Source organism: Methylacidiphilum kamchatkense Kam1 (assembly GCF_007475525.1).
Taxonomy (GTDB): Bacteria; Verrucomicrobiota; Verrucomicrobiia; order Methylacidiphilales; family Methylacidiphilaceae; genus Methylacidiphilum; species Methylacidiphilum kamchatkense.
Window position 1 is genome coordinate 903,396 of record NZ_CP037899.1, and the last position, 20,402, is coordinate 923,797.

Annotated in this window: 16 protein-coding genes; 8 read left to right on the plus strand and 8 right to left on the minus strand. The window is 40.0% G+C overall.

What is annotated here, in order from left to right:
• Positions 1-77: 77 nt before the first annotated feature.
• From kam1_RS04290 to kam1_RS04305, 4 genes are read left to right on the plus strand one after another with little or no spacing between them, the layout of a single operon-like run.
• Entirely contained in the window at positions 78-1,106 is a 1,029-nt protein-coding gene (locus tag kam1_RS04290; RefSeq protein ID WP_143958273.1) for a glycosyltransferase family 4 protein, read from the plus strand.
• Positions 1,096-3,297 (plus strand): amylo-alpha-1,6-glucosidase, encoded by a 2,202-nt coding sequence (locus kam1_RS04295; protein WP_052250508.1) that lies wholly within the window; start codon positions 1,096-1,098, stop codon positions 3,295-3,297. Before kam1_RS04290 ends, kam1_RS04295 begins: the two co-directional genes overlap by 11 nt.
• Before the next feature lie 20 nt (positions 3,298-3,317).
• On the plus strand, positions 3,318-4,538 hold the full coding sequence (gene aceA, locus kam1_RS04300) for an isocitrate lyase (RefSeq protein WP_039721860.1): 1,221 nt from the start codon (positions 3,318-3,320) through the stop codon (positions 4,536-4,538).
• A 3-nt stretch (positions 4,539-4,541) separates the two neighbouring features.
• The gene (locus kam1_RS04305; RefSeq protein WP_143958274.1) at positions 4,542-6,086 is read left to right on the plus strand and encodes a malate synthase; all 1,545 of its coding nucleotides are present in this window, start codon (positions 4,542-4,544) and stop codon (positions 6,084-6,086) included.
• Between the two features lie 117 nt (positions 6,087-6,203).
• Here the strand turns inward: kam1_RS04305 and kam1_RS04310 are convergent, their stop codons facing one another.
• A complete protein-coding gene (locus tag kam1_RS04310; protein WP_039721858.1) occupies positions 6,204-6,674 on the minus strand; it encodes a hypothetical protein in 471 nt (156 codons plus the stop codon).
• Between the two features lie 234 nt (positions 6,675-6,908).
• On the opposite strand from kam1_RS04310, the gene kam1_RS04315 reads away from it, so the two are divergent.
• Genes kam1_RS04315 through glcF form a run of 3 tightly spaced genes read left to right on the plus strand, consistent with a single transcriptional unit; the run spans position 6,909 to position 10,743 of the window.
• Positions 6,909-8,393 carry an FAD-linked oxidase C-terminal domain-containing protein gene (locus kam1_RS04315; RefSeq protein WP_039721760.1) on the plus strand — a complete coding sequence of 495 codons (1,485 nt, stop codon included), beginning with the start codon at positions 6,909-6,911 and terminating at the stop codon, positions 8,391-8,393.
• Positions 8,394-8,410: 17 nt separating this feature from the next.
• Entirely contained in the window at positions 8,411-9,487 is a 1,077-nt protein-coding gene (gene glcE, locus kam1_RS04320; RefSeq protein WP_052250506.1) for a glycolate oxidase subunit GlcE, read from the plus strand.
• 8 nt (positions 9,488-9,495) lie between these two features.
• Positions 9,496-10,743: a glycolate oxidase subunit GlcF gene (gene glcF, locus kam1_RS04325; RefSeq protein ID WP_143958275.1), complete on the plus strand. Its 1,248-nt coding sequence runs from the start codon at positions 9,496-9,498 to the stop codon at positions 10,741-10,743.
• Positions 10,744-10,764: 21 nt separating this feature from the next.
• On the opposite strand, the gene kam1_RS04330 is transcribed toward glcF, so the two are convergent.
• From kam1_RS04330 to kam1_RS10520, 6 genes are all read right to left on the minus strand, one after another.
• Positions 10,765-11,655, minus strand: a complete 891-nt coding sequence (locus kam1_RS04330) for a hypothetical protein (RefSeq protein ID WP_039721759.1) — start codon at positions 11,653-11,655, stop codon at positions 10,765-10,767.
• Between the two features lie 81 nt (positions 11,656-11,736).
• On the minus strand, positions 11,737-13,029 hold the full coding sequence (locus tag kam1_RS04335) for an efflux RND transporter periplasmic adaptor subunit (protein ID WP_039721758.1): 1,293 nt from the start codon (positions 13,027-13,029) through the stop codon (positions 11,737-11,739).
• A complete protein-coding gene (locus kam1_RS04340) occupies positions 13,013-14,497 on the minus strand; it encodes an efflux transporter outer membrane subunit (protein ID WP_039721757.1) in 1,485 nt (494 codons plus the stop codon). Before kam1_RS04340 ends, kam1_RS04335 begins: the two co-directional genes overlap by 17 nt.
• Before the next feature lie 98 nt (positions 14,498-14,595).
• Entirely contained in the window at positions 14,596-14,922 is a 327-nt protein-coding gene (locus kam1_RS10510; protein ID WP_244946167.1) for a hypothetical protein, read from the minus strand.
• Positions 14,919-15,251, minus strand: coding sequence for an MFS transporter (locus kam1_RS10515; RefSeq protein WP_244946168.1), 333 nt, complete (start codon positions 15,249-15,251; stop codon positions 14,919-14,921). The genes kam1_RS10510 and kam1_RS10515 overlap by 4 nt, the downstream gene beginning before the upstream one ends.
• A gap of 62 nt (positions 15,252-15,313) precedes the next feature.
• Positions 15,314-16,162, minus strand: a complete 849-nt coding sequence (locus kam1_RS10520; RefSeq protein ID WP_244946169.1) for an MFS transporter — start codon at positions 16,160-16,162, stop codon at positions 15,314-15,316.
• 481 nt (positions 16,163-16,643) lie between these two features.
• Here kam1_RS10520 and kam1_RS04350 point away from each other — a divergent pair, with 481 nt between their 5' ends.
• Complete coding sequence (locus kam1_RS04350) at positions 16,644-18,005, plus strand: MFS transporter (RefSeq protein WP_244946170.1); 1,362 nt, start codon at positions 16,644-16,646, stop codon at positions 18,003-18,005.
• An 18-nt stretch (positions 18,006-18,023) separates the two neighbouring features.
• Here the strand turns inward: kam1_RS04350 and kam1_RS04355 are convergent, their stop codons facing one another.
• Positions 18,024-20,393, minus strand: a complete 2,370-nt coding sequence (locus tag kam1_RS04355) for a phosphoketolase family protein (RefSeq protein WP_143958276.1) — start codon at positions 20,391-20,393, stop codon at positions 18,024-18,026.
• Positions 20,394-20,402 lie beyond the last annotated feature (9 nt).

The following is a 20,402-nucleotide window of genomic DNA, read 5'->3' on the forward strand; positions in this document are numbered from 1 at the left end:
AAAAGCTCATTTCTTTTAAAACACCTCTTTTTTTAAATTTTGAGCTTCTTTCTGAATTTGAAAAAGGAGGATTTCTATTGAGAATTGCTCAGGTTTCTCCTTTGTATGAAAGAGTTCCTCCAAAACTTTATGGAGGAACAGAGCGAGTTATCCACTATTTAACCGAGGAATTGATTACTCTTGGACATGAAACAACCCTTTTTGCTAGCGGGGATTCGATCACAAAAGGAAAGCTTGTATCTGTTATTCCCGAATCTTTGCGGCTTCAAAAACACAAAAAAGACCCCATGGTGTATCACATTTTGATGTTAGAAAAAGTGTTTCAAATGGCCGAATCTTTTGACATCATTCATTACCATATCGATTTTTTCCATTTTCCTTTTTCAAAACGGAGCAAAACCAAGCACCTTACCACTCTCCATGGAAGACTTGATCTTCCAGATTTAACCGTTCTTTATAGAGAATTTGATCGGATTCCTGTGGTCTCTATTTCGAAGGCCCAACGCTCATTTCTTCCTTGGATCCATTGGGTAGGTACCGTTTATCATGGCATTCCGGCAGATCTTTATCCTTTTTATCCTGAAAAAGGAAATTATCTGGCTTTTGTTGGTAGAATTTCTCCTGAAAAGGGAATCGAAAGAGCCATTGAAATAGCAAAGAGGGTAGGAATGGATTTAAAAATAGCTGCAAAAGTTGACGAGGTGGATAAACAATATTTTCTGGAAGTTATTCTTCCTCTTTTTAAAAAAGCCCCTGTTGAATTTATTGGAGAAATTGGAGAAGAAGAAAAAAAAGTGTTTTTAGGCAATGCCTCTGCGCTCCTTTTTCCTGTCAATTGGCCAGAGCCTTTTGGACTGGTTATGATTGAGGCGATGGCGTGTGGGACTCCTGTTATTGGATGGAGAAATGGATCTGTTCCAGAAATTGTCGTTGATGGGCAAACAGGCTACATTATCCATTCGGTGAATGAGGGAGTAAAAAAAATTATGGATATCGATCGAATTGATCGAAAGGAATGTCGAAAACATGTGTTAAATCATTTTACAGCAAGAAAAATGGCGCAATCTTACTTATCGATATATAACAATCTGCTTTATGGAGAGTAAAATTATAGGTTTAAAAAATGGAAAAGATTTTATTCAGATTGGCGATACGTACTATGTTAGGGTGTGTTCTCCTTTTGCAGATGATCGCACTCGAGTTTTGAAACACAAAGAAACTTTTGGCGTTTTTGATCGGCGAGGAGATATCCAACCCTTGGGATTAGGAGATCAGGGACTCTATTATCGGGGCACGAGACACCTTAACGAAAGTGTTCTATTCATTGAAAAAAGCTATCCTCTTTTTCTCAGTTCGACGATTCGAGAAGATAATGCGATGTTTACTATTGATTTATCTAACCCGGAGATAGAAAAAGAAGGAAAGATTATCCGACAACAAACCTTGCTCATTACTCGTTCGAAGTTTATTTGGGAGTCATGCCTTTATGAAGAAATTTGTATCTGTAATTATGGAGAAGTTCCAGTTCAAGTTATCCTTTTGTTCAAATTTAATGCTGATTTTGTCGATCTGTTTGAAGTACGTGGAACAAAAAGAAAAAAAAGAGGACAATTATTGGATCCCGTCGTTACAGAGCAAAGCGTCCTTTTTCAATATCTTGGCTTAGATAATATTTTGCGTCAGACTCTGCTTTTTTTCGATCCCAAGCCCCTAAATCTTTGTGCTACGTCAGCGGCTGTATCTTTAGAACTTATCCCAAGAAAAGAAAAGCTCATTCATTTATCTGTTGAATGTTTTCAAAGCCATGAAAAGAGAGCTTTCCCTTCTTTTTTAAACTATAAAGAGGCTTCCAATAAATCGATTGAGGCTTACAAAGAATCCGAGAAAAAGTGGTGCAAAATATGGACCTCTAACAGCCAATTCAATGGGTGGATTAATCGATCTCTGTCTGATCTTTTAATGTTAATAACAGAAACTCCCCAAGGTCCCTTTCCCTACGCTGGGGTGCCTTGGTTTTGTACGCCATTTGGCAGAGATGGGATTATTACCACTCTTGAATGCCTTTGGTTGGCTCCTGAACTTGGAAAAGGGGTCTTGTCATTTCTTGCGGCCAATCAAGCAAAAGACTTTGATATTGAAGCGGATGCTGAGCCGGGAAAAATTTTGCATGAAACCAGAGAAGGAGAAATGGCCAATCTGGGCGAGATTCCTTTTCGTAAATATTATGGAAGCATTGATGCAACCTGTCTGTTCCTTCTTCTTGCTGCTGAATACTATCAGCGGACCGCGGACAGAAAATTTATCGAAGAAATCTGGCCAAATATAGAACTGGCTCTTCTCTGGATTGATCGCTATGGAGACATTGATGGCGATGGGTTTGTAGAATATCGAAGAAGAAGTTCAAGAGGACTAACCAATCAAGGCTGGAAAGATTCTTTTGATTCTGTATTCCAGAAGGATGGTTCCTTTCCCGTGGGTCCAATTGCTTTATGTGAAGTGCAGGGGTTCGTTTTTGCCGCAAAGAAAAAAATTGCTTATCTTGCTTCTGTTTTAGGTCAGATCTCGCTGCATGATAGGCTGCTAAAGGAAGCTGAGATATTGAAAGAAAAATTCGAAAAGGAATTTTGGGTCGAAGAACTTTCTTCTTATGCACTGGCTTTAGATGGGCGAAAAGAAAAATGTAAGGTTCTTGCTTCAAATGCTGGCCTCTGCCTGTATACAGGGATTGCCAAACAAGATAAAGCAGAGCTAATTGGTAAGCTTCTTATGAGTGATAAATTTTTTACAGGTTGGGGCATCCGTACTGTGGCTTCTACAGAAGTACGCTACAATCCTATTTCCTATCACAATGGTTCGGTATGGCCTTTTGATACCGCTTTTATTGCGGCTGGAATGATGTCCTATGGAATGAAAGAGATGGCTATAAAACTTTTTAAAGGACTTTTTGAAGCTTCCCTTTTTTTCGACCTTCAACGGTTACCTGAACTTTTTGGAGGAATAGCTAGGAGAGGTCAAGAAGGACCGACACTTTATCCAGTTGCATGTGCCCCCCATGCTTGGTCCAGTGGGGCGGTCTTTCTGCTCTTACAATCGGCCATTGGATTAAAAATTGATGCCACCAAAAATTTAGTGATTTTTGAGGAACCAAGACTACCTGACTTTCTGGATAAAGTCATTATTCAGGACTTAAAGGTGGGTGATTGGAGAATCGATGTGGAACTGTCGCGTTATCCACATAATGTAGGAGTGAGACTTCTCAAAAAAGAAGGAGAGGTGAAACTCATTGTTATCGATTGAGATTTTTTGAAACTCTTCCTATGCCTTCTCTAGTTGAAAAAATAACCGAAGAATGGGCTTGTTCAGATCGATGGAAAGGGGTCAAAAGAGCCTATTCCGCAGCAGATGTGGTAAGACTTTCAGGATCGCTTTCTATTGAATATACCCTTGCTAGGCATGGAGCAACACTACTCTGGGAACTTCTCCATGACAAAGAACCAGTCATTGCTCTTGGAGCTGTAACAGGTATGCAAGCGGTTCAAATGGTCAAAGCTGGGCTTAAAGCTATTTATTGCTCAGGCTGGCAGATCGCTGCTGATGCTAATTTGGCTCAAGAAACGTATCCCGATTTTTCTCTTTATCCTTCTAATTCCATCCCTTTACTTGTAAAAAGGATCAATGCTTCATTGAGAAGAGCCGACGCGATCAACTTTGCCGAAAACAAAAAAGACATCCATTATTTTGTGCCGATTATTGTTGATGGGGAAGCTGGATTTGGAGGGGCATTGAATGCTTTCGAGTTAACAAAATGGTTAATAGAAGCAGGAGTGGCTGCGGTGCATTTTGAAGATCAACTTCCTTCGGCTAAGAAGTGTGGGCACATGCGTTCAAAGGTATTGGTTCCGACTAGAGAGGCTTTACAAAAACTTATAGCGGCACGGCTTGCCTCGGATATATTAGGAGTGAGCACCATTATTATAGCACGGACGGATGCCGATGGAGCCTCTTTTTTATCTTCGGATGTGGATGAAAGGGATCGACCATTTATAAAACGAAGAACCGAAGAAGGATTCTTTGAAATTCAAGGAGGGTTGGATTTAGCAATAGCGCGTGCACTGGTTTTTGCTCCTTATGTGGATATGTTATGGTTTGAAAGCTCAAAGCCCGATTTATTGGCTGCCCAACGATTTGCCGAAGCCATCCATGGAACCTTTCCTGGGAAATTGCTTGCTTATAATTGTTCTCCATCTTTTTATTGGAAAGAATATATGAAAGAAGAACAGATGGCATCGTTTCACAATAGGTTGGCTTCCTGGGGCTATAAATTACAAGTGATTTCTTTGGCCGGTTTTCATGCACTCTGTTACGGGATGTTTACCATGGCAAAGGAAATTAAAGAAAAAGGCTTGATAGCTTATTCTGTATTTCAAGAAAAGGAAAAAGAAGCACAACAGGAAGGATATACTGCGCTCAGTCACCAACAGGAAGTTGGAGCAAGCTATTTTGAACTGATTTATAATACCATTGTGGGTAAGATATAAAACATGAGTATTTATTCAGCACCTTCAGGAGTAACGATTGTAGGTACCTACCATAAAGAATGGGAAAAGATCCTTAGTTATGAGGCGCTCCGTTTTGTTGCTTCTCTTCATAGGCAGTTTGATGCCTTGCGTTTGGAACTACTGGAAAGAAGAAAAAAAATACAGAAAGCCATAGATGATAATCGACTTTCTTTAAACTTTCTTTCAGACACTCGTCAGATTCGTGAAGATAAATGGGAAGTAGCTGCGTTGCCTCAAAACTTGCCAGAGAGAAAAGTTGAGATTCTGGGAACGGCTTCTTTGGACTTTCTAAAGAATGCTGTGGAGTCAGGTGCCGATGGGATCATTATTGATTTAGAAGATTCTTTATCGCCGAGCTGGGAAAATATCATCGAAAGCCAGATCTTCTTGTTCGACTTCTTAAGGCAAAAAAATGATAGCAATACAAGCTATCAGCCTTTGCTTCACGTCAGGCCAAGAGGAATACATCTTTGGGAAAAACATGTTCATGTAGATGGCAAACCCCTTGCGGCAAGTCTTTTTGATTTTGGTCTTTATGTATATCACAATGCCAAACTACTTGTAGAAAGACAAAGTGGGCCTTTTTTTTATGTTCCAAAAATAGAAAATTTTTATGAGGCCGAATTTTGGTCTTCTCTTTTTTCGTTTACTGAAAACGCTCTTTCTCTTCCTTCTGGGAGTATACGGGCAACTATCATCATAGAGACTATTACAGCGGTTTTTGAAATGGAAGAAATCCTTCATTCAATGAAAAACCATGGCTGGGCTTTGAGCGTAGACCCACGTGATTATGTTTTCAGTGTCATAAAGAAATTCCGGAAGAGTAGAGAAGCACTTATGCCCGACAGGTCGGAAATTACAATGGATGCAAACTTCTTGCATGCCTATAGGAAGCTCCTTGTTGAGACCTGTCAGAAAAGAAGAGCCCTTGCCATTGGAGGAGTCTCTCTGTTAGAACCGTCAGTGATTTATGAGGATGCAGAGCTCTTCGAAAAAATAAAGTTCGAAAAAGAAAGAGACATTGCTCTTGGAATGGATGGGTGTATCGTCAATCATCCAAAGCTTGTCCCTGTGGTAAGAGAAGCTTTTAAGAATGTTTCAAGAGAAGCTATTACGGAAGCAAAGGAACACCCAGAAAGCCTCATAGTACGACCGGAGGATTTGCTTGATTTTAAGATCCCTGGGGCTATTACTGAATCAGGTGTTAGAAGCAATATTAGTCTTCTTTTCATGTATCTTTCTTCCTGGCTTTCTGGTCATGGAGCTGTAGATATCTTTAATCTTAAGGAAGATGTTTCATCTGCTGAAATTGCTCGCAGTCAGCTGTGGCAATGGGTTCATTTGGAAGCTGAGATGGATAGCGAAATTCCTTTTGACAAAGAACTTTTCCTATGCTGGAAAACAGAAGAAAAAGAGCTACTCAAACATCTTCCTTTTTTAGATCAAGTGGATCGAGTGATTGAAGAAGTTGTGTTAACAAAAGATTTCGTTGAGTTTTTGACACTCATTACTTACGAGTATTTATAAGAGAAGTTGAATCTTATCTTTGGGTGCTTGAGAAAGTCCATTTTTAAAAAGGTAGGAGGAAAAGCTGCGGAAGAAAAGCTGGCTTTAAATTGTTTTGATTTCTAGAGAAGAGATACTTTAGTTTTTAAGTTCCTTGACTACACCTAAGGCAAACATGGTAACAAAGAAGACAATTAAGAATTCAATTTTTTCGTGAACTAGGTAATGGAGGGAAACAATTCCTGAAGGAATGAGCACAGAAGGCAGGATTTTGGGATGGATGGTTCTTGGAGAGAATCTTTTGATTAGTAATAACAATAAAGATAATCCAAGCAAAATTCCAATCCATCTATAGTCTTCAGGGATCGGTTTCCAAAATAACATTCCCAAAAAACTGAATAAAGCAAAAATAGAAAATAAAACGAGGCTCAAAGTATCTGGTTTTGCTTTCAATTTTCTTACATTCAATATTTGAATGGCAAAATAGGAAGCAATGGAGGATCCAAGTAATAATAAAGAAATGCTAATATAGCCTTGAAAAGAATTCCTATAGGAAATAGCATCAGGGGTTGGAGTGATGGCTAAAAGATAACAACAAAAGCAATCCATAGACATTTATAAATTACAAAAAAATAGACATTTCTCAAGATCACTCAATATGGAATAAAATAACTCCTTCTCTTTTTTTTTTTCGTTGCTTTCCAAAGCAAAATAAAATTATTAGCAACGCTGTTTAGGGCTACTACGAAACTATTATGAATGCAATTTTATCTTTTGCGAATCTCAATGTTATCTTGAAGCAATAGCAATTAATGTATTAGTAGGATAGATTTTACATATATCATGTTTAAGCAAAGAAAAATAAAAAATTCTAAAAACCATTCTGAGTTCCTCAAAACACTCTTACACTCTTTACCTAAAGAGGAAGTTATCTATGAGCCTGAAGAACTCTCCGTTTATGAGTGCGATGGACTGACCGCTTTTAGGGTATTGCCTTTAGCTGTTGTGATTCCACAAAAAATTGAAGAGATCCTTGTGATCTTGTCTGCTTGCAAGCGATTTGGTGTGCCCATAGTGGTGCGAGGAGGGGGTACGGGGCTTTCGGGAGGTGCAACCCCAGTGGAGGGAGGGATTGTTCTTAGCTTGTCTAAGTTCAACCAGATTCTTGAAATCGATCCTATAAATCAGGTTGCTAGAGTAGAGCCTGGGGTCACTAATATGCAGGTAAGCCAGTCTGCTGCACCTTATGGACTTTATTTTGCACCAGATCCTTCCTCTCAGATTGCTTGTACGATTGGAGGAAACATTGCTGAGAATGCCGGAGGAATCCATTGTTTGAAATATGGCCTTACAGTCAATAATGTGCTTGCGATAAAGATGCTGACTGTAGAAGGGGAGATTGTCTCAATAGGGAATGTGGGAGGCGAAAGCCCTGGTTGTGATCTTCTTTCTTTAATAGTAGGCTCCGAAGGAATGCTTGGAATAGTTATAGAAGCTACCTTGCGTCTTTTGCCAAAACCTGAATGTGCAAAGCTTGTTGTTGGTTGTTTTGATGATGTCACTGAGGCTAGTAAAACAGTAAGCCAGATTATTGCTTCAGGCATAGTGCCTGCAGGACTTGAAATTATGGATAAGCTGGTTATTGAAGCAGTCCAATCCTATATTCAAGTAGGCTTTCCAACTTCGGCTGCAGCCGTTCTACTGTGTGAGCTTGATGGGATGTTTGAAGAAGTGGAGGAAGAGTGTAGGCTGGTTGAACAAATAATGATCCAGATGGGAGCTAAGGAGATCATTAGGTCTAAGAATGAGGAAGAAAGGTTGCTCCTTTGGAAAGCAAGAAAATCAGCCTTTCCGGCCGCAGGGAGAATTTCTCCTGATTATTATTGTATGGATGGAACAATTCCAAGAAAAAGTCTAGCTTTTGTACTCAAAAGGATTGCCGAACTAGCCGCTCAATATAATCTTAGAGTTGGAAATGTTTTTCATGCGGGCGATGGGAATATACATCCCCTAATTCTCTATGATAATAGTATTGTTGGGGAGATGGAAAGAGTCGAAAGCTTAGGAGAAAAGATTCTTGAACTCTGTGTTGAAGTTGGAGGATCGATTACTGGAGAACATGGGGTAGGTCTTGAAAAGCTTGGGCCAATGTGTCTCCAATTTTCCTTGGAGGAAATTCAGCAGTTCCATCGGATAAAAAGAGCTTTGGATCCAGACGCTTTGCTTAATCCAGGGAAAGCCATTCCTACACTTCATCGATGTGCGGAATTTGGAAAGATGCATGTGCATCAAGGACAGATTGCTTTTGCAGGTATAGAAAGATTTTGATTTTTAAATAATTGAAAATGATAGACTGTCCTTCTTCAGCCACCGACTCAATCACAAACGAGCTTATAGAAAAAATAAGAAGGGTTATCAATCTTAAAGAGAAGATAAAAATCATTGGCGGTGGAACGAAAGAAAGGTTAGGTAGGAAAGTTGTTGGTAAACCTATTAACGTTTCAGAAAATAGAGGAATCATTACATATGATCCGGCTGAACTATTTGTAACAGTAAAGAGTGGTACTCCTATCGGCTCCCTTGAAGAAGTCTTGAAGCAGCATGGCCAATATCTACCTTTTGAACCTCCCCATCTGGGAGAACAAGCTACTGTGGGGGGAGTAGTTGCGTGTGGACTTTCTGGTCCATCAAGACCCTATAAAGGGGCATTGAAAGATTATCTTTTAAAAGTAAGGATCATTAATGGAAAGGGAGAAGTTCTAACCTTTGGCAGTCAGGTCATCAAAAATGTGGCTGGTTTTGATCTATTCAGGCTGATGGCTGGAGCCCAGGGAACCCTTGGAATAATCCTGGACGTGACTTTTAAAGTACTTCCCCTCCCACCATTTTCAACTACTGTAGTTTTAGAAAAAAATGCTACCGAGGCACTTCGTTTTCTTTCAATAATTGCAGCTAAATATTTTCCGCTTTCAGCCAGTTGTTATTATAACAATAAACTTTATGTGAGAATTTCTGGTTATGAAAAATCTGTAAGGAGAGCCGAAAAAGAAATTGGAGGAGACATTTTAGCAAACGATCATCAATTTTGGAACTCCGTCAAAGAAAGAACCCATCCTTTTTTTATAAATAGCCAAAGACTGTGGCGATTGGTTCTTCCCCAAGCTGCTCCTTTGCTACCGATGGAAGGGGAATGGTTTTTCGACTGGGGTGGAAGTCAGAGATGGTGGAAAGGGGAAGAAGACAATAGGGAAGCCATTTTTCGTTGGGCACGAGATCAAGGAGGATATGCTTGGTGCCATGACAAGGAAGTGACTTTGGCTTCTCCTTTGGATACGGCCCTCCTGCGTATTCATAGAAGGCTTAAAGAGGCTTTTGATCCTTTTGGGCTTTTAAATCCAGGTAGAATTTATGAGGAGTTTTAAATCATCTCATGGATACTCAACTGCACCTAAAGTATAGCAAGCTTCAAGCCGGGAAGGAAGCCAAGGAACTTATCAAAGCATGTGTGCATTGTGGATTTTGTAATGCCACCTGTCCAACATACCAATTAATAAGTGATGAGCTAGACGGACCGCGAGGCCGAATATATTTGATAAAGGCTTTTTTAGAAGGTAAGGCTTCTGGAGAAAAGACCAGAATACATCTTGATCGTTGTCTATTATGCCAAGGTTGTGAAACGACTTGTCCTTCCAATGTGCAATTTGGAAGACTTGCAGATATGGGTAAGGAACTCGTTGAGCAGGTAGAAGAACGACCTTTTTTGGACAAAGCCTTTCGTTGGCTTCTTCTCTATTTTGTGCCAGAAAGGAAAAGGTTTTTTTATTTGTTTAAAATTGGAAATCTTTTGAGAGCTTTTTTACCTAAATATTTGCGCCGTAAATTACCTAATCTTTCTAACATTCAGAAAGGATGTTTTGAGAAGCCTCAATGGATTAGGGAAAAGCGGGCTCAAATGATTCTTTTTAAAGGATGTGTTGAACCTGTGCTGTATCCATCTGTTTTTGAAGCAACTAGAAGACTATTCGGCAGTTTGGGTATTCAACTGATTGATGTTCAAAATGAAGGTTGTTGTGGGGCATTGGCTTATCATTTATCCTACAAAAAAAAGGCAAAGGAACAGATGAAGAACAATATCGACTTATGGACTAGCTACCTAGAAAAGGGGATAAATGGGATTGTTGTTTGTTCTTCGGCCTGCTGTCAGATGATTAAAGACTATGGAGTTGTTTTTAAAGATGATCCAGTTTATCAAAATAGAGCTTTGAAGATAGCGACATTGACTTTTGATCCTGTCGAAATTTTAGAAAAAGAGGAGTTTTCTTTAAAACTTACTGCAGAACAATTTCCCACTGTGGCCTTTCACAGTCCTTGTACTTTACAACATGGGATGAAAATGAGGGGAAGGGTAGAAGCCCTTTTAAAAAAATTAGGTATTCACCTAACAGATATTCCAGATAATCACATTTGCTGTGGTGCAGCAGGAGCTTACGCCTTGTTGCAAAAGGATTTTTCTCAAAGCCTACTGGATGCAAAAATAAAAAATATTCTTTCTGGAAAGCCAGGGGCGATTCTTACGGCGAATGTTGGCTGTCGACTGCAGTTGCAATCGGCTACCACTCTTCCCGTTCTTCATTGGATAGAATACTTAGATAAATTACGGTTGGATAAGCCTCAATAAGGATAAGGGGTAGTCACTGTTTTACCAGAAAACATATTTGACACCGGCCACACCAATGTATTGGAAAAAGTTCCCTAAAGCAAAAGAGGCTTGCCCAGGCGTACTTGTCATTACATTAAAGTGAGCCAAATTTTTGAAGATTGAAATGGAACTATCAAAGTAAATGAATTTCCCTTCAATAAAAACACTCAAATGATCCGTGATGTAATATTCTGCCCCCATAATTTCAGCAAGAACGAAGGCTCCGGTTGTACTGGAATGGGAAGTATCGAAGCCACCAGCTGGTGCAAGTCCAGTAATATTAGAAGCTGTCACGATTCCTCCACCAACTCCAAATCCAATATATGGAGCAAACCGATAAGGAGTGATTAATTTGGTTAAAGAATTAATTGTCATAATCCCTACATTCAATTGCATGTCAGGAGTCACACTGCTACCATGGAATACTGGCCCAGAAAAATTCCCTATGTACCCATTCATTGGATTAGAATAGCCAGCATAGAACCCATCGAATTCCACGGCTTCAGTTACTCTATAAGGGGAATGACCGATCTGCCAACCTTTATATTGATAGCCAACTTTTAGCCCTCCAATTCCTCCCCAAGAGCCACCATAATTTCCCATCCCTATGTTACCTTTTGTATCTGTATAGGTCCATTGGCCAGAATCTAGGTACCCTCCACCACCATATAGAGCCGCATAAACTCCTTGATGATAGTGAAAGGTATCGATTTTAGATAAATTCTTTAAATTTTTTGATAATTCTTCTTTTGCTTTAGGATCAGAATCTTCCACAGAAACACTGTTGTCATCCCGAAAGTCGGCACCCGCAAGAGGCAAAGTAAGAAGACTGGAAAAATTAAGGATTAAAAAAAGGGAAAGGAAGGTTACAAAGTGAATTTTAGGACGCATATAAAAACCATATTATCAAAGATATATTTTTCCCTTTTTGACAAAAATAGAAACAACAGTCAAAGAAAATTATTAAATTCATTAATCTTTTTCTTTTTTATCTGGATGGATAGGTTTTGGTAAACGGTTCTTGTAAAGATTCGATTCAATGACTTTCTGGATAAGCTGGTCGGCTCCATCCAGTTCTCTTTCATAAATATGTGCTTCATATTTTTCCTTTGGGAACTTTACTAATGAACTTAAAATAGGCTCCCCTTTTTTGTCTACATGGGTCAGTGCTATGACTGAAAGGCCAGGTCGTAAGGGATGTCTTTTTAGTTCTTCGGGAGAAAGACGGATTCTGACAGGCACTCTTTCGACAATATGAATATAGTTTCCGGTTGCATTTTCAGGAGGCAGCAAAGCAAAGGCGCTTCCTGTACCTGGATGCAATCCTTCTACCTGTCCGTGATAAATGAGTCTTCTTCCGTAATAATCCACTGTAATAGTAACGGGTTGACCTGGACGAATTTTCTTCATTTCTCTTTCTCTGTAGTTAGCTTCTACCCATAGGTAGTCTAGAGGCACAATTGACAAAAGATAAGTATCGGGACGAACTTCATCCCCTGGCTGGACTTTTCTATTGGCAATATAGCCAGTAACAGGTGCGTAAACTTCCCTTCGGACATAATCCAGATAGGCATTTTTAAGTTCGGTGGCGGCTTGTTTGACTAGAGGATGATCCTCTATTTTTGTGTTGAAGATTTGCGATTCGGCATCATAGAGAGAAGCTTCATCCTGTTTGACTTGTGCTTCGAGTTCTTTGACCTGCTGCTCGGTATCATCTACAAGCTGTTCGGAGACGGCTCCATAAGAGACAACACTTTTATAGCGTGCTAAATCGTGTTTGAGCCGATCTAATCTAGCAATTTCTGCTAACAGTCGATTCCTGCTGACCTGGACTTGGTAGAAGAGATCTTCAACCCTTCTAACCGTTTCCCCTAGGTTAGCTTCTGCCCGTTCCAGGGCGACTCTTGAATCAAGCCTATCCAACCTGACTAAGACCTCTCCTTGATGCACCAGCTGGGTGTTTTCATAGAGTACTTCTGTGACCACACCACTGACTTGTGATTTCAAAGGCACAAGATTACCTATAACATAGGCATCATTGGTGATTACTACTCGACTGAAAATAAAAAACCAAAGGATAAAATAGAGAAGCCCTAAAAAGAGAATGCCTAAGGTGACAAGGACCAGTTGTCTGTTGCGTATGACTCTTCTTCGGTATTTAGGTGGGGTAGAAGCGATGATTGACCTATTTAAATATCGCAAAAGCTTCTTCCATGGGTCCTTGAGATTGGTTGTTTTTTTTTCTGCTTCATTCGATGGACTCATATCCACCCCCTAAGGCTAAAAAAAGGCCGACCGCTGCTTCCAGATGTTCAGCAGTTCTATTACTTAATGTGATTTGAGATTGAATAAGTGTATACTGTAAGTCTAAAAGATCAGTCTTGGTGTTAATTCCAGCAGAAAAAAGTCTTGCCGAAAGTTCAGCATTAGATTTTGCTGAATTTGTTGATTGTTCCTGCGAACTCAGATTTTTATCCGTTTCTTTCCATACGGATAAAGCATCGGCTACTTGTTGGAAAGCCGAAAGCAGCGTGCTATTATAACTTTCAACAGCAATATTGTATTCTTCCTGAGCTACGACAAGTTCCGAACTGAGTCTGCCAGCAGTGAAAATAGGTAAATTCCAGGCAGGGCCAGCAATATACAATAAAGGTAAAGCGGGATTGAGAAAAAGAGTTGCAAAATTCAAAGTTTCAAAGCCGACGAGAGCAACGAGATCAAGATTTGGATAAAATGCCGTTTTTGTAACTTTGACTTGATGAGCAAGAGCTTCCGCTCTCCATCGGCTCACAGCTACATCAGGTCTTCTTCCTATAAGATCGAGAGGAAGAGACTTTGGTAATGGAAATCGTTTTGGGAAGGTCGATTCTTTTACTAAAATAGTTCTACCCCAATCGGGACTTTGTCCAGCCAGCCTGGCGATTTCATCTCTTAAGATTTGCGTTTCTCTTTCGAGGCTGTTAACTAGTTGGTTTACTGTTTCCAGCCTCTGCTCAATGGTATGGACTGGGAGTAAGTTTTCTATGCCACTTTTTTTTCTCATCTGAACAAGATGAAGCAGTTCATTGATGATTTGTTGTCCACTCCTTGCCAGTCCTAATTCTTCTTCAGCAGAGACCAATCTAATGTATCTACTGGCAAGAGTCGTGCTCAGAAAAAGTCGGGCGAGGGCATATTCTGCTTCAGAAGCCCTTGCCATGCCAATAGCTGCTCTCACCCGGGCTTTATCTTCTCCCCAAAGATCTAAGTGATAGTTTGAGAGGGCAGGAATGACACTCCAAAAAAAGAAACTGTTGTCTCCGAACGGACCAAAAAAACTACTCCCAGGAAGTTGCAAAACTCCCAGGGGCACAGGGAAAAGAAATTGCGTGGAACTAAAGGAAGGGAGGTAGCGACTGCGAGCACCAGCTGCAATGGCCCATGCTTGATGTATCCTTGAAAGTGAGGCTTTTAGATCTGGATTTTTTCCCAGTGCTATAGTTATAATCCGATTCATTTCAGGATTATGAAACTCCTCCCACCAGCGAAGCGAAGGCCATTTTTTTACTATTTTTTCAGAAGAGTTGTCGAATTGAGCATTAAGGGTTTCTTTAATCTGTGGAGTATCAAGGGGAGCTGCAACACGTGTGTCTTTTGGCAGAGTAGCACAGCCTGCAACCATCATGCCAATAAGCATTGACAGAAATAGCAGAAAATGAGCGTTGCAAAATCTGTCTTTTGTCAAGGGCTCCATAGATAAACAACATTCCATGATAATATTTTGCTAAGGCCAGTATAATTTTTGGGTCATTCTTCTCTTTTCGACACACATTGTAGAAAATTTTAAGAAAATTATATTCCTTTTTTTTTCATGGCTGGAATCCAGACTAAAATAGCCATCAGAAAAAAAATCCAGCTACAAAGCCTGTAGGTGTCATCCAGAGCTAAAATAATAGAATGGCTAGCTGCCTGTTCTACCATCTTCGATTGGATCTGTAAGTTGTTCAGACCAAGATGTTGGAGTGAGGCTATAAAGCTTAGACTTTCTGAGTTCTGACCTGTAAATGTTTCAACAAGTCGTGTCTGTTGGAAATCACGTCTATGCTCCATCAGCATGGTTCCAAGGAGTCCTCCACCCCAAGTAAGAAAATAAGTGCGTAATAGAATACTTGTATTCACTGCGGATTCTTGGTTTTTTTTGATAATCCATTAATGGCTATAGCATTGAGTGCTGGAACAAGACCAACGTAGGCACCATTGAGGACTTGAGTAAAGAGAATGTATTGATTAAAAAATTGATCAAAAAAGGCTCTTTTGTTGAAAAAATCGTAATAACCAGTCCAATAGCAGAATATGCCTAAGAGAATCAAGAGAATGGAAGCGACTATTTTGGGATTGATTCTCGGAGATAAAAAAACGGATAGGGGATAAATAATCGGTAGAAAAAACAATAAGGGAGCCATGGCTAGTCCGGCTTGAAAAGAGGAGAAATTCGTATGGTTTTTCAATACCTGAAGTGTAAAAACTAGGGTCGAGAAAAGCCCATAGACAATCGCAAAGGAAATAGGAGTTATGATAGAGGAGATAAGAAAGGTTGGTTTGAAGAAAAGTTTGAGGTTGATGAAAGGATTTTTTCACCCATTTCCCAAACAACAAAATAGAGAAGCGATATTCCACCAAAGAGAAAAAGAAGGTCAATAAAGGTGGAATTATACCAATCTTCATCCTGTCCACGCGTGACTAAGGTTTGAAAACACAGAGCAGCAAAGAGCAAAAGCATAAATCCGATCCAATCAAAAGGATGGGGAACTGGCGTATCTTCCTGTCTTTTCTCGGTAAGAACAAGGAGAATCCAGCTTATTATTAGCCCACAGATGATATGAAGAGAACAGCTTGTCAAAAAATAAGCTCTCCAGCCAAATGATTCATTGATAAACCCTCCGACTACGGGACCAAACCCAAAGACAGAAACCTGAAGAAAGCCGAAATAAGTGGTCACAAAAGGCCATCGACTAATTGGATAGTAGTCGAGAAGATTAAGCTGGCAGAGTGTCATTGTACTACCGCCAGAGATACCAAGGAGGAGCCTAAAGAACAGGGAAAGATAGTAGTCTGAACTGATGGCAACAAGAAAATCGAATAGAGCAAAAAACCCGATTGATAAAAGCAAAGATTTAACTCGACCAAAAGCTCGATCAAACCAAGGGCCTATAAATAGCCCGAATGCTTGACCAGCGAAATAAATCGTCGAAATCCAGGAGGCATGGCTTGGGCTTACCCCCAAATCTCCTGCCGGATAGAGATTAAAGGTGGCATAAGCAGGAGGACTATAGGTACCTAAAAGAAATTCGATACTAAATAGCCCCTGTAACACAACAAGCAAAGCCGGCTTAAGTTCTTTTTTGCTTTCAAGAGCCATTGCCTAAAAGTTGTTTCTTCGATTTAAATATTTTCTAAAGAATCAAAACTTAAATTCAATACTATTAAAATTTTTTTCTAAACAAAATTTTTACAAGAATAAAAATTCAATGACCTCTAGAAACAATATTAATTTATATAATAATATTTTATTTTTGCTTATTGTCTTTATTGTTTCTAGAGAAACTCTTTGTAATGGAAAATAATAAATTTATCTAATACTTCTTAACTAAAATAGAATATAAAATATATTTATATTTTAAAACATTTTTCGATTTTAACTTTTTTATTATATTAATCATATTTTTTATAAGTATGGTTAGGATTTTCGCTTTTGGGTAGCAAATGAGGAAAGTTTCTTTTTTTTTTCTGCATCTAGCGCTGGGCACAGAATTTTTGCTGGCCGTTTACAGCTCATCTGCTTATGCGGTGCTTAACAGGCATGCTGTAGGAGAATTAGGCCAAAGCCCAAGTCATGCGATGTGGACTTCGACCATTTTTTTATTGGCCGGGCTTTGGGTATGTTTCTCAGTCCATGGTTATCAACTGTTTATGGCAAAGTGCGCTCGCTTTTAGGAGCCATTGTCATTCTTATTTTGAGTAATTTTATCTTGGCTTTGACAACCGACTTCTATCTTTTTCTTTTTTTTAGGTTTCCTTTAGGCTTAGCAGCTGGAGCCGTGATGATGCTTTGTCAATATGTTTTGATGGATTTTTATCCGATCAGTAAATGGCCATTTGTGACGACTCTTTTTGGGTTTCTTCTGTTGACAACATTTGGCTTTGGACCTCCCTTTGGGGGCGTGTTGCAAGAATACCGATGGAATTGGAGAGATTATTTTTTAATTAACCTCCTTTTGCACACGATCCTTTTCTGGGTACTCTTTGTTTTTCTAAGAAAAAAGAATGACACAACTCGTAGGGTTCCTTTGGATTGGATCGGTCTTTCATTGCTTACTACTTGTTTTTTCTCCTTCCAGATAGTTGTCTCAAGGGGTCAGGATGAAGATTGGTATAATTCATTTTTTATTAATTGTTTCTTTTTTTTAGGGGTGAGTTCTCTCATTTATTTTATTGTCTGGGAATTGGGAGAAAAAAAACCATTCTTTGATGTCCGACATTTTCTAAAACCCAACTTTTCCATCGCGAACTTGCTTGGGCCGATTTCTTTCGGCCTTCTATATGGTGCCTTTTCTGTGCTTATTGGAGCACTCCAGCAATTAGGTTATACCTCATTTCTTTCTAGTCTGCCTCTTCTCCCTATGCTTTTCTGCCTTCCTTTTCTTTATCCTCTGTCTGTGTTTCTTTCTAATCGTTCTGATCCTAGGCCCGTGGCAAGCCTCTGCTTTGCCATGTTATCCCTCTTTTGCTACATGACAAGTAATTATGACTTTTTCAATCGTCGATCTTTTTTTATTCAGACAATTCTACTCTCCCAAATCTTATTAGGAGGCATGGTTGGGCTACTGCCAGCAATCAATCGGATAAGTATTGAAGGCCTTTCGCAGCGCAATCAGCAAAAGGCGATAAACGAGGGTATTTTGCTAAGGACTTTTTCTTTTTCTATTGGCGGAGGACTTTTAGGCACACTCTTAGAACATCGAACTGCTTTCCAGCAAGTTTGTCTTGTCGAAACCCGTAGCTTGTTTGATCCTCAGGTGGTTGAATTTCTCCAAAGACTTAGGGATTGGGGACTTGATTCCATGCAGGCATTAAAAGTATATGGGAACTTAGTTAGCCAAAGAAGCTATATTTTAGCGGTTGATGACACCTTTCGGTTTTGTGCCATCCTCTATTTGTTTATCACTTTTCTCATATGGTTTGCCAAGATTAAAAAAACATAAGCTTGACACAAATGGACCTTAACTAGCTGAAGGATCGCTCCAGGTCCAATTTTTAATTTCTGGCATATCATCTAGATGAGTTCGAACATAGGTAGTGTGTTCAGCTATTTTTCTTTCAAAAAAGGCGATCATATTTTCTCCTTTTGTCCGGAGATGGGGGACTCCTTTTAAAGCATATTTGATTGCATCAATAGCCAGATTGTACCGGCTCATCTTATTGAGAACGACCATGTCAAAAGAGGTTGTTGTTGTTCCCTCTTCCTGGTAGCCACGGACGTGGAACCTGGCCGGATTAGGTCGTCCATGAATAAGGTCGTGGACCATTCTAGGATATCCATGAAAAGCAAAAAGCACAGGTTGGGTTGCACTAAAAAGATGAATAAACCTCTGTTCATCCATTCCATGAGGATGATAGGCTGGAGGGGAAAGGGTCATCAGATCGACAACATTCACCACTTTAACTTTAAGCTCAGGAAAATGTCTTTGTAGGAGCCAAGAAGCAGCCACTGTTTCCAATGTTGGGACATCTCCTGCACAGCCAAGAATAATATCAGGGCTTCCTTCATCATTACTTGCCCAGGTCCAAATAGAAGCCCCACGGGCACAATGAGCACGGGCTTCTTCCATATTCAGCCAATTAAGAGCTGGCTGCTTTTCAGCTATGATCAGATTAACATAATTTCTGCTTCTTAAACAATGATCCATGACCGAAAGCAATGTGTTTGTATCTGGTGGCAGATAGATTCTGATTACGTGTCCTTTTTTGTTAATCAGTGTATCGATAAATCCAGGGCCTTGATGGGTATATCCATCATATTCCTGACGCCATACATGGGAAGACAATAGATAATTAAGAGAAGCGATAGGTTTTCTCCACGGTATTTCCCTGTACAGTTTTAGCCACTTGGCATGTTGACTTGCCATTGAATCAAGAATCATGGCGAAAGCTTCGTAAGAAACCAACAGTCCATGCCTGCCGCTAAGAAGGTAGCCTTCGAGCCAACCTTGGCAGCAGTGTTCGCTCAAAATTTCCATGATCCTTCCATCAGCAGATAGATGATCGTCATCTGGATTGGTCTTGGCTACAAAACAGCGATTTGTTACCTCGAAAACCGCTGAAAGCCGATTCGAATCCGTTTCATCAGGACAAAAGATACGAAAGTTCGTTGGATTTCTTCGAAGCACATCGCGAAGATACTTTCCTAGAACATGGGTGGGTTCGGATACAGTATTTCCAGGTTGTTTGACACCAACTTGGTATTCAGTGTAATCAGGCAAAACCAGATCGACTAAAAGACTACCCCCATTGGCATAGGGACTTGCACCCATTCGAAGGCTTCCCTTTGGAGCAAGATCTGAAAGATCTTTTCGTAGTTTTCCAGATTCATCAAACAGCTTTTCGGGATGGTAACTCTTAAGCCAAGATTCTAAAAGTTTTAAATGTTCAGGATTTTCTCGTGCATCCATCAGTGGACTTCTATGAGAACGAAAAGTGCCTTCTATTTTTACTCCGTCCACTTCTTTAGGGCCCGTCCACCCATCAGGAGTTCTCAACACGATCATGGGCCATCGGGGCTTGGAATGCACTCCTTTTTCTTTTGCCTCTTGCTGAATTTGCCGAATCGTTGCATAGGATTTTTCTAAAGCAATGCCTAGATCCGTATGGACCTGCCTTGGATCGCTTCCACACACAAAAAGAGGCTCATAACCCATGCCAGAAAAAAACATGGCTATGTCTTTATCTTCCATTCTTCCGAAGATAGTGGGCCCAGAAAGTTTTCCATCATTTACATGGAAAATCGGTAAGACAGCTCCATCCCTAGCGGGGTTGAGAAAATTTATTGATTGCCAACTGGCAGCCAATGGTCCAGTTTCAGCTTCGCCATCACTTACAACGGCTGCTGCAATAAGCTCCGGATGATCGAATACGGCACCAAAAGCATGCAAAAGAGAGTAACCCAGTTCACCCCCTTCGTGGATAGATCCAGGCGTCATGGCGCTTACATGGCTGGGAACTCCACCAGGGGAAGAAAATTGCCTACAAAAAAGAGTGAGACCATCTAGATCTTGAGAAATTTCAGGATAAAATTCTGTATAAGTTCCTTCCAGATATAGGTTTGCCAGAATCGCTGAGGAACAATGCCCGGGTCCGGTAATAAAAAGAAATTGAGCATTAGTTTTTTGAATTAACCTATTGAGCTGAACATAAATGAGATTTAATCCAGGGGCTGATCCCCAATGCCCTCGAATGCGTGGTTTTAGGTGTTCGGGTCTTAATGGAACTCGAAGCAGAGGATTTTCTTTTAAATAAAATTGGGCAGCTGCCAGATAATTTGCAGCGTTCCAATATTCAATGTGCAGATCAATGTTTTCGATATCCGGTGCCATAAGTACATC

Excerpts from the sequence above, each read along its gene's own strand:
- kam1_RS10520 (WP_244946169.1), bottom strand. The coding sequence starts at position 16,162 with ATGGCTCTTGAAAGCAAAAAAGAACTTAAGCCGGCTTTGCTTGTTGTG.
- glcF (WP_143958275.1), top strand. The coding sequence starts at position 9,496 with ATGGATACTCAACTGCACCTAAAGTATAGCAAGCTTCAAGCCGGGAAG.
- aceA (WP_039721860.1), top strand. The coding sequence starts at position 3,318 with ATGCCTTCTCTAGTTGAAAAAATAACCGAAGAATGGGCTTGTTCAGAT.
- kam1_RS04310 (WP_039721858.1), bottom strand. The coding sequence starts at position 6,674 with ATGGATTGCTTTTGTTGTTATCTTTTAGCCATCACTCCAACCCCTGAT.
- kam1_RS04340 (WP_039721757.1), bottom strand. The coding sequence starts at position 14,497 with ATGGAGCCCTTGACAAAAGACAGATTTTGCAACGCTCATTTTCTGCTA.
- kam1_RS04305 (WP_143958274.1), top strand. The coding sequence starts at position 4,542 with ATGAGTATTTATTCAGCACCTTCAGGAGTAACGATTGTAGGTACCTAC.
- kam1_RS04335 (WP_039721758.1), bottom strand. The coding sequence starts at position 13,029 with ATGAGTCCATCGAATGAAGCAGAAAAAAAAACAACCAATCTCAAGGAC.
- kam1_RS04330 (WP_039721759.1), bottom strand. The coding sequence starts at position 11,655 with ATGCGTCCTAAAATTCACTTTGTAACCTTCCTTTCCCTTTTTTTAATC.
- kam1_RS04295 (WP_052250508.1), top strand. The coding sequence starts at position 1,096 with ATGGAGAGTAAAATTATAGGTTTAAAAAATGGAAAAGATTTTATTCAG.
- glcE (WP_052250506.1), top strand. The coding sequence starts at position 8,411 with ATGATAGACTGTCCTTCTTCAGCCACCGACTCAATCACAAACGAGCTT.
- kam1_RS04355 (WP_143958276.1), bottom strand. The coding sequence starts at position 20,393 with ATGGCACCGGATATCGAAAACATTGATCTGCACATTGAATATTGGAAC.
- kam1_RS04315 (WP_039721760.1), top strand. The coding sequence starts at position 6,909 with ATGTTTAAGCAAAGAAAAATAAAAAATTCTAAAAACCATTCTGAGTTC.